The 9,368-nt window shown below is 35.1% G+C and carries 7 protein-coding genes and 1 pseudogene; 5 read left to right on the top strand and 3 right to left on the bottom strand.

Translation table 11 applies throughout. The features are described 5' to 3' along the window. The coding region (locus VFS71_RS10075; protein WP_414655997.1) for a saccharopine dehydrogenase family protein at positions 1-546 on the top strand (546 nt) is incomplete at its 5' end. A gap of 230 nt (positions 547-776) precedes the next feature. Here the strand turns inward: VFS71_RS10075 and VFS71_RS10070 are convergent. The 3 genes from VFS71_RS10070 to VFS71_RS10060 all read right to left on the bottom strand — a co-directional run bounded on the left by VFS71_RS10070 (position 777) and on the right by VFS71_RS10060 (position 3,931). Beyond that, positions 777-1,937 carry an NAD(P)/FAD-dependent oxidoreductase gene (locus tag VFS71_RS10070; protein WP_326401067.1) on the bottom strand — a complete coding sequence of 387 codons (1,161 nt, stop codon included), beginning with the start codon at positions 1,935-1,937 and terminating at the stop codon, positions 777-779. Positions 1,938-1,999: 62 nt separating this feature from the next. After that, complete coding sequence (locus VFS71_RS10065; RefSeq protein WP_326401066.1) at positions 2,000-2,755, bottom strand: helix-turn-helix domain-containing protein; 756 nt, start codon at positions 2,753-2,755, stop codon at positions 2,000-2,002. Positions 2,756-3,079: 324 nt separating this feature from the next. Beyond that, on the bottom strand, positions 3,080-3,931 hold the full coding sequence (locus VFS71_RS10060; protein WP_326401065.1) for a PAS domain-containing protein: 852 nt from the start codon (positions 3,929-3,931) through the stop codon (positions 3,080-3,082). A gap of 767 nt (positions 3,932-4,698) precedes the next feature. Here VFS71_RS10060 and prfA point away from each other — a divergent pair. The 4 genes and pseudogenes from prfA to VFS71_RS10040 form a co-directional block, all read left to right on the top strand. Beyond that, positions 4,699-5,775 carry a peptide chain release factor 1 gene (gene prfA / locus VFS71_RS10055; RefSeq protein WP_116795805.1) on the top strand — a complete coding sequence of 359 codons (1,077 nt, stop codon included), beginning with the start codon at positions 4,699-4,701 and terminating at the stop codon, positions 5,773-5,775. A gap of 135 nt (positions 5,776-5,910) precedes the next feature. After that, on the top strand, positions 5,911-8,112 hold the full coding sequence (locus VFS71_RS10050; protein ID WP_326401064.1) for a DUF5723 family protein: 2,202 nt from the start codon (positions 5,911-5,913) through the stop codon (positions 8,110-8,112). 112 nt (positions 8,113-8,224) lie between these two features. Next, on the top strand, positions 8,225-9,043 hold the full coding sequence (gene pyrF, locus VFS71_RS10045; protein WP_326401063.1) for an orotidine-5'-phosphate decarboxylase: 819 nt from the start codon (positions 8,225-8,227) through the stop codon (positions 9,041-9,043). Between the two features lie 156 nt (positions 9,044-9,199). Continuing rightward, positions 9,200-9,368 (top strand): annotated as a pseudogene (locus VFS71_RS10040) (cobalamin-binding protein); the annotation flags it as partial.

Here is a 9,368-nt window from a genome sequence, read left to right as displayed (position 1 = left end):
ATTGTTTTGCGGGATTATAAAAAAACTACTCTACCTTCCCTTTCGGAAAGAGCCACTATTATTATAGAAGGCATTGCTTATGAAGAGGATCTTACTTCGGGTGGCGCCGCAGATTTGCCTGATGCCTTATCGGGGAAAGTGTGTACGCTCGATTACAAAACCTTGCGCCATCCAGGGCATTATGCGTGGGTGCAAGAACAACTTATTGTTTTAGGGGATACTCCTGACACCATTAAAAGGCTACAAGAAAAAATGGAAGCTGTAATACCTCACAATGAGGATGATCAAATTGTGTTGTATGCTGCAGTTGAGGGTAAAGATGCGACAGGCATTTTGCGCAGACGGGAGATTGCAAAGCGTATTTTTTCTCAAAAAGTAGGAAAACATAAATTGAGAGCCATCCAGACCACTACGGCAGCACCGTTAGTACAAGCAGCACAACTCCTTCTCGAAACTCCTCACAAGGGGATAGTCCTGCAAAGCCAAATAGATCCAATACCTTTTTTAAACGGGAATTATATCCTGCCTGTTTATGGAAAAGTGTAAATACTTAACCAAAACTGACAACTGTACTGCGTGCTTTTAATACTTTGTTTTAACAGTGTTATAAAATCATAACCTGCACGGAAAAAGTAAGGAGACTTTTATCATATTTTCGGTTTTTAAGAGTTTTAAAAAAAAAACGCAAAGTCATGAGACTTTGCGGAGTGTGGGAGGTTGCTTTGTTCCTCGCAATGACTTTGATTGTGCTTTTGTATTCCTAACTCAGTCTCATTTTAGTGTCCGTTAAAAAAAGCCAACATTGCTTTTAATGCATCTTTCGAGTGCATTTTTTCGCCATTTTCAAGCGATTCTTTTGCTGCTATTGCTGCTCTTTCACGCATATTGAATTCATAGAAAGAAATGGCTTCCTGCACCGTATTGTGTTTATCAGAAGTAAGGAATTCACTTAATTCCAATGCATCAAGCATAGCCATATTTGCACCTTCACCGGCAAAAGGAGGCATTACATGTGCAGCATCACCAATGATTGTTAAATTAGGCGAAGCTTTCCAGTTTTGTTTTAAAGGCATGCAATAAATAGGCCGGGGAATAAAAGGCACCGTAACATTTTCAAATAGTTCGTGCCAGATACTGTTCCATTCGGGATATTCTTTTTTAAACCATTCCAACATTTGTGTTTTATCTGAATAATCCAGATCATTGTTTGTAGCCCAATTTTCATCAGCTTTAAAGCTTGCGTAAAAACCAAGATCGCCACCACCTTTTTGTCCAAGCAATAAATTTTTTGTATTTCCAAAGGCCATTATTTTTCCGCCATCTATTAATGAATCGATATGAGGCGTTGCTTTTTTGGACTGATAAATATTGCCCTCAAGCATCATTATACCCGAATAGAATGGTTTGATGTCTGTGATATAAGGTCGAATTTTAGAATTGGCACCATCAGAACCGATAACAATATCTGCGTAAACAGATGGGCTGTTTTTGAAATGTAGCAACCAACCTTCATTTTTTTCTTCCATTGAAATAAAATGACTGTCCCAAACTACTGTTTCGGGATGTAATGATTCCAGCAATAGTTGCCTTAATGAACCACGATCTATCTCAGGACGAAAATATTCATTGTCAAAATCTTCATCACGATTCGTCTCGTGGTCACTGTAAAAGATTTCTGCCAGTTCGTTTACGATTAGCATTTTATCTGCCGCGCGCAGGAAATTATTTCTAAATTCGTTAAATAACTCTGCTTTATGAATGGCGGCTAATCCCGATCCGTCATGCAAGTCCAAAGGTGATCCTTGCACTCGTGCATTTTTGTTTAAATCTCTTTCGTACACTTTTATATTTACGTTTTGCAATTGTAAAAGTCTTGCCAATGTAAGTCCGCCTGGACCGCCGCCTATTATAGCAACTTGCTTATTTTCTAGTAACATTCCGTCTAAGTTTTAAATTAATTTTATTCCGTTTGGCTTATCAGCCTTGGGTCGGGACAAAATTATTGTTGTTTTAGAACGGATAATAGTATAAATCGGTCATCTTTATTTTTTAATAATTCGCTCGGAACTACGCCTGAAAATTTTTTTATTTCTTTTATGAAATGGGTTTGATCCGTGAAGTTTAGCTCCGGAAAAAGTTTGCCTTTCGCAATATGTTGTAAGGAAGCCTTAAAGCGTAAAATTTTACAAAATGCATTTAATGAAAGACCGAATTGTTTATTGAAATAACGGTTGATCTCCCTGCTGCTCCAGGATATTTCTTCTGAAAGTTCTTTTACTTTCATTTCGCCGTTTGTGACATAAATTAATTCAAAAAGTTTGCGCTTTCTTTCGTCAATTTTATCAGGTAAAAGGGTGTTTATTTTTTTTGCTATTTTTTTTAGAAATGCATCAAAATCTTTTAAATCATCGGCATTAAAATCCCAAAAGGCTGTAGGTAAATTTTTTGCGCTATTTAAAAGATCTGCTATAGAAGTTTGTAAAAGATATTCAACCCCAAGCGGTTTAAAACTAATTTTAAAAGCAATTGTGTGTGGCGGAATATTTCTTTGTTCAGGTACCGTTTCCAAACCAATAAGTATAATCTGAAAAGGTGCTGATTCAGATTGCAAAAAAAACAAATCAACTCTTCCGTCAGGCATCAGAATCACTTCTTTTTCCCTGTCTGATTGGTTATGAAACATTCCGATATTTTCCACAAAGTCAGCAATCGACTCGTCCGGAAGGATGAATTTGTAGTAGAAGTCATTGTTCATGTTGTCGTTTGATTGTGTGTTGTTTGCTACACAAATGTTCAGCTTTGCAACGACAAAACCAAATTTATAACAAAATGTTGAAGTTTTCTTGAAAAGGAAATCATATCAGAAGTTGGATGCTTCGCATTCTATGCGTAATAATGATTTTCACTTCTTTTTAATTATAGAATGCAAAGCATCGTAAACTTTCAAAGAATATTTTTCAGAGTGGGGTTTTGTTCTTTCGGTTTTGTTTATCACCAAGTCGAACATGCAAAAAGAAGTTGAAGTTTTTCCAAAAAGGCACTTGCTTAAATCCAATGTTAGTGGATTTTTGAATTAATTCTAGTATTCTTTCCAATGTTTTTTACCGCTCTTTGCCTTTTCATATTCTTCCTTGCTTAAAATATTCTCATCAAGAGTCATTTCCGTCGCACAATAATTTTTAAAAAACTCTTCAAGTCGTTTCTTAACTATTAGGACTTCATCATTAATATAGTTTATGTCAATATTTATACAGAGAGCACCTATCAAGCCATAATCATTTCTATAGATTGGAATTGTAGTACATTTAAATCTTCTTGAACCTATATTTAATTCATAATTTAACTTGTCTTCTTTTAGTTCCTTTCTTTTTTTTAAATCAAGTACGAGCATTGTTGTACCCATTCCTATTTTCCTTCCTGTAACTTCGCCGTTTTCTATTTCTATAATAGAGCGTGAAGGATTCATTAGGTTGTGTAGAAGGATTTCTATCCCCATATTCTTGAATGTTAAGCCTAAAAGATGGACAATACGTTTGTAGTTTTCAAGAAATTCATTATTATCAAATTCAATTTTAGATCCTTGATAAATATGATATAATTTTTCGTACTGTTTTAATTCAACAGTTTCCAATTGATTTCTGACATTATTTTGTTCCCCAATGAAGATGAGTTGGCGTGCGGCTATATAATCTTTGTTTTTCAAGAAATAATGAACAGCAAGACGAAAATCCTTAATGCTAAATTGAGGAAAATTATTTTTATCTTCTTCAAATGGGTAAAAATCATATTCGTCAAGGTTTTTTCCTTTTTCTTTCCATCTTTCCCTATACTTACCCAAAAAGTAACCACCGATTACCAATAATAAAGAAACAATTACCTCTGAAAGTACAGGCACTAAAACAGAATGTTCAATATTTATTTCCAGTAACATAATAAAAAATTTAGACTATTAATTTACGAAAAAATATTTATATAATTTGAATAATCTAAATGCTCGCTACCGTTCCCCTGCGACAATTCGTTTGGGGTTGAGTTAAGTCTTGTTTGCGGATTTTTAGTTAATTTCTGCTTTCCTTTGAATAAATTTATTGTTTTTATCTAATATAACCTCTTTTGATTTGGGGATTTTACACAAAATTACAATTGCTTTTTTTAAGCAAAAATTTATAGCACCAGTAGTAGTTAGTGTAAAGCTTTTTTGGAACTAAATTTATATAAATGATAAAAATTACACAAAGCCACCCATTTTTGGGTAGCTAAGCATAACAAACATTATTTAGTTAATTCTTCAAAAACATAACCTAATACCAGATGGATGTAATAATGTTTTGAGGTTTTGTGTTTTCAAAAGTAAGTTCTTTTTATGCAGACATTTTACGGAAAACCGTAATCGCTGTTTTTTAGCGCAAAATCTCTAGCCCTGATAGAAGCGGCATCCTTTTTATCCGTCTCGTCCCTAAAGACGAGACGGATAAAAAGATACAGCGAATAGCAGGAAACGGCTCCTGAAAAAATGAAAATCACCCTTAAATTATCTTAATTATATTCTGGTTGCCGTAAATTGTAAACTGAATACTTTTTTTGTACTTTTGCAGACCGAAATGAAAGAAAGTTTTTTAGCAGGTTAAAAAACTGTTATCAAGGGTTCGGTAAGCCTTTTGGCAAAAATAAATAGACAAGAAATAAAGAAATATACAGATGTTAGATAGACTCCAATATGTAAAACAGCGATTTGATGAGATTTCGGATTTGATTATTCAACCGGATGTTATAGCTGATCAAAAACGGTATGTGCTGCTTAACCAAGAATACAAAAGTATTAAGAACTTGGTTGAAAAGCGTGAAGAATATATTTTGGTATTGGCCAATATAGAGGAAGCCAATGAAATTATCGCCGACGGTAGTGATGCTGATATGGTAGAAATGGCCAAAATGCAACTTGACGAAGCCAAAGAAAGATTGCCGCAACTGGAAGATGAGATTAAATTTATGCTGATCCCTAAAGATCCAGAAGATGCAAAAAACGTAATGGTGGAGATTCGTGCCGGAACGGGTGGAGACGAAGCCAGTATTTTTGCTGGTGATTTGTTCCGTATGTACACTAAATACTGTGAAGGACAAGGATGGAGAACATCGGTTGTGGATATGAACGAAGGTACTTCGGGTGGTTTCAAAGAGGTGATTTTTGAGGTAACTGGAGAAGATGTTTATGGAACTTTGAAGTTTGAGGCAGGAGTTCACCGTGTGCAACGTGTTCCTCAAACTGAAACTCAGGGACGTGTGCACACATCGGCAGCGACAGTTATGGTACTTCCAGAAGCGGAAGAATTTGACGTTCAAATTGATATGAACGATGTTCGTGTGGATTTCTTCTGTTCATCAGGACCTGGAGGACAATCGGTAAATACTACGAAATCGGCAGTTCGTTTGACGCACATTCCAACTGGATTGGTGGCACAATGTCAAGATCAAAAATCACAACACAAGAATAAAGATAAAGCTTTGACGGTTTTGCGTTCTCGTTTATACGAAATGGAATTGGCCAAAAAACAAGCTGAGGATGCTACCAAACGTACTTCTCAAGTAAGTTCTGGTGACCGTTCGGCTAAGATTCGCACCTACAATTATGCTCAAGGGCGTGTGACTGATCACCGTGTTGGGTTAACATTATATGATTTGGGTAACATCATGAATGGTGACATCCAGAAAATTGTAGACGAGCTAGCATTAGTTAACAATATGGAAAAATTAAAAGAAGCAAGCGAGGTTTTCTAAAATTTGCTCTGTTTGTTTTACAAGCACTTAATTGGATAGAACCAATTAGGTGTTTTTTTTGTGTTGTCCCCAGTTTAAATGAATTAAAATCTTATTAAAACAATCATAATATTATATTAACCTTAAATCAATTTGATGAAAAAATCATTACTATTTTTAATTGTTCTATTTTCAATTGCACAAGCAAATGCCCAGTCATATATGGGGTATATGCCTGATAATTATGCAGGAGTGCAGGGAGTACTTTTTAATCCAGCTTCTATTGTTGATTCTCGTTTTAAAACAGACATTAATATATTTTCAACCAGTAGTTCCTTAAACAATGATTACTACGGTCTAAGTTTATTTGATTTATCGAAAAGCTCTTATGATGCAGGTAAAGAAGGTAAAAGAACACCAACTAAAAACAATGGTGGAATTGTATATTCTGATGTGATGGGACCTTCATTTATGTTTAATATTGCTCCAAAACATGCAATCGCTATTTATACAAGAGCGAGAGCTGTTGTAAATGCTAATGATGTAAATGGACATTTATACGATCAATTGAAAGATGGTCTGGATGATGCATCTGATTTTAATATTCTTGTGGGAAGTCCAAATGCAGTTGGACACACTTGGGCTGAGGTTGGTGCATCTTATGCTGCTGTTTTATGGCAAAGTAAACAACACTTTCTAAAAGGAGGTTTCACTGCCAAATATTTGGTTGGAGGAATCAATTCTTACATGAAAGGAGATAATGTTACATCAGCATTTAATCAAACGAACGATCCATTAACAAGTACTTTGGCAACTACCGGTTCACTTACCATTGGAAGCAGCCAAGATTTTATCACTGGGGACGAGGATGTGAAATTCGACTCTAATTCTAAAGGTTATGGTGCTGATTTTGGTTTAGTGTATGAGTGGAGACCCGATTATGAGTCTTATGATTTGGACAAAGCCAAAGCAGTTGACAATAACTTTAGAGACTTGAATAAATATAAATTGCGTTTTGGATTATCGATTACAGACATCGGATCTATTAAATACAATAATTTAAAAGAAGATTTCTATAATATTAACGGCGTGGTTACTCAACAGGATATTGATGATGCCGATAATTTGGGAGATTTTTTGGAGGCTCATTATGGAACTCCTATCACAACGTATAAATCAATAAAAGCTAATTTGCCTACGGTAATGCACGTTGATGCCGATTGGAATATGTACAAGAAATTCTATTTGAACTTAAATGGAAATCTTAGTTTAATAGAGAAATCTGCTCTAGGTAAAACGAGTTCAGCAAATACATGGATTTTGACACCACGTTATGAAACAAGATGGTTTACATTCTCTCTACCAATAAATTATATGGAATATAGCGGAATGCAGGTAGGTACTGGATTGCGTTTTGGACCTTTGTTTGTTGGTTCTAGCTCATTAATTACTAATGTGTTTTCTAAGCAATCAAAAGCAGCAGATGTTTATTTTGGTTTCAAAATTCCTGTGTATGAAAAGAAATTTAAAGATACGGATGAGGATGGAGTTCTAGACAAAGAAGATTCTTGTCCAACTGTTGCTGGTCCTGTTGAAAACAAAGGTTGCCCTTGGCCAGACACCGATGCAGATACTGTAGTTGATAAAGATGATAAATGTCCAACCGTTGCAGGTCCTGTTGAAAATAAAGGATGCCCATGGGGTGATGAGGATAAAGATACTGTTTTTGATAATGTTGATGCTTGTCCAACCGTTGCAGGTCCTGTTGAAAACAAAGGATGTCCATGGCCAGATACAGATGGAGATTCAGTTCTTGATAAAGACGATAAATGTCCAAACGAAAAAGGGTTGGTTGCCAATGCAGGTTGTCCTGAGCTTGATGCAGATAAAGATGGTGTGACAGATAAAGAGGATGCTTGTCCTACTGTTGCTGGACCAGCAAGCAATAAAGGTTGCCCTGAAGTAACTCAAGAAGCACTAAAAGAGCTTAAAGTTCAAGCAAGAGCTGTATTTTTTGTAACAGGAAAAGCGGTTTTACAAAATGCTGACAAAGGACAAACTGATGGAAGATTGGATGCGATTAAAGAAATTATCAAAAACTATCCAAATGCTAAATTCTCTATCGAAGGGCATACGGATAATGTAGGAAATCCTAAAGCAAATCAAAAACTATCTGAGGCTAGGGCCAAAGTGGTTATGGATGCTTTAATTACCAAAGGTGTTAATCCAGAAAATTTAACGTATAAAGGATTTGGAGCTACGAAACCTGTTGCAAGTAATAAAACGGCAAAAGGAAGAGCTGAAAATAGAAGAACCGAAGTGATACACGTAGGGACTATATACGAAGGAAAATTATAATTTTTAATTCTAAAAAAAAGCCGTTCTTAATTGAATGGCTTTTTTTATTTTTGCATGCCGCTAAGAAGAAAATTATTTCTCATAAATTAATAGTGATTTAAAAAAAATAGAGATGACGACACAAGAATTAATCCAACAAATTAAAATTAAAAAATCATTTCTATGCGTAGGTTTAGATGTGGATTTAAATAAAATTCCAAAGCATTTATTGGAGACTGAAGATCCTATTTTTGAATTTAATAAAGCCATTATTGATGCTACACATGATTTGGCAGTGGCTTATAAACCTAATATAGCATTCTTTGAAGCCTATGGAATAAAAGGATGGATGTCATTACAAAATACAATTAACTATATCAACGAAAAACATCCTGAGATTTTTACCATTGCCGATGCCAAAAGAGGTGATATCGGGAATACTTCATCGATGTATGCCAAAGCTTTTTTTGAAGATTTAAATTTTGATAGTGTAACTGTTGCTCCTTATATGGGAAAAGATTCTGTTGAGCCTTTTCTAGCTTTTGAAAACAAACACGCCATTATGTTGGCTTTGACTTCCAATGAAGGGGCATTTGATTTTCAGACTTTACAGGTTAACGGTAAAGAATTGTACAAACAGGTATTGGAAACATCCAAAACTTGGAAAAATTCTGAAAATTTAATGTATGTGGTTGGCGCTACCAAAGCCGAATATTTTACCGAAGTTCGTAAGATTGTACCGGATAGTTTCTTGTTAGTACCAGGTGTTGGTGCACAAGGCGGAAGTCTTTCTGAAGTATGTAAATATGGAATGAATGACAATGTTGGATTGCTAATCAATTCTTCTCGCGCTATTATTTATGCTTCGAATGGAATTGACTTCGCTGATGTAGCCAGAGCCGAGGCTTTGAAAATGCAACAGGAGATGGAAGAGATATTAAGCACAAAATAATATAATTTTTTTCGCATAGATTTAGCTCATTATAATTATTTCTTTGGATTCGCGGATTTTTAATTCACAAATTCGCAGATATTAATTTGTGAAATCTGTGTTTAAAAAACTTAGTGAACTTTGCGTAAACCCTTGCGTACTTTGCGATTAAATTAAATGAAACAATTCACTGACCAACTCGGAATTATCCACATTTTTGATTCTTCTCCCAAGCGGATCGTTTCTCTTGTGCCTTCTCAAACCGAATTGTTGTATGATTTGGGTTTGGAAGACAGTATAGTTGGAATCACCAAGTTTTGTGTGCATCCATATCATTTTAAGTCTA

Source organism: Flavobacterium sp., from assembly GCF_035760125.1.
Classification (GTDB): Bacteria; Bacteroidota; Bacteroidia; order Flavobacteriales; family Flavobacteriaceae; genus Flavobacterium.
This window is presented reverse-complemented; position numbering and strand designations above follow the sequence as displayed.

Bases quoted from the DNA above. Each gene is read 5' to 3' on its own strand.
- VFS71_RS10070 (WP_326401067.1), bottom strand. From the start codon at position 1,937: ATGTTACTAGAAAATAAGCAAGTTGCTATAATAGGCGGCGGTCCAGGC.
- VFS71_RS10065 (WP_326401066.1), bottom strand. From the start codon at position 2,755: ATGAACAATGACTTCTACTACAAATTCATCCTTCCGGACGAGTCGATT.
- VFS71_RS10060 (WP_326401065.1), bottom strand. From the start codon at position 3,931: ATGTTACTGGAAATAAATATTGAACATTCTGTTTTAGTGCCTGTACTT.
- prfA (WP_116795805.1), top strand. From the start codon at position 4,699: ATGTTAGATAGACTCCAATATGTAAAACAGCGATTTGATGAGATTTCG.
- VFS71_RS10050 (WP_326401064.1), top strand. From the start codon at position 5,911: ATGAAAAAATCATTACTATTTTTAATTGTTCTATTTTCAATTGCACAA.
- pyrF (WP_326401063.1), top strand. From the start codon at position 8,225: ATGACGACACAAGAATTAATCCAACAAATTAAAATTAAAAAATCATTT.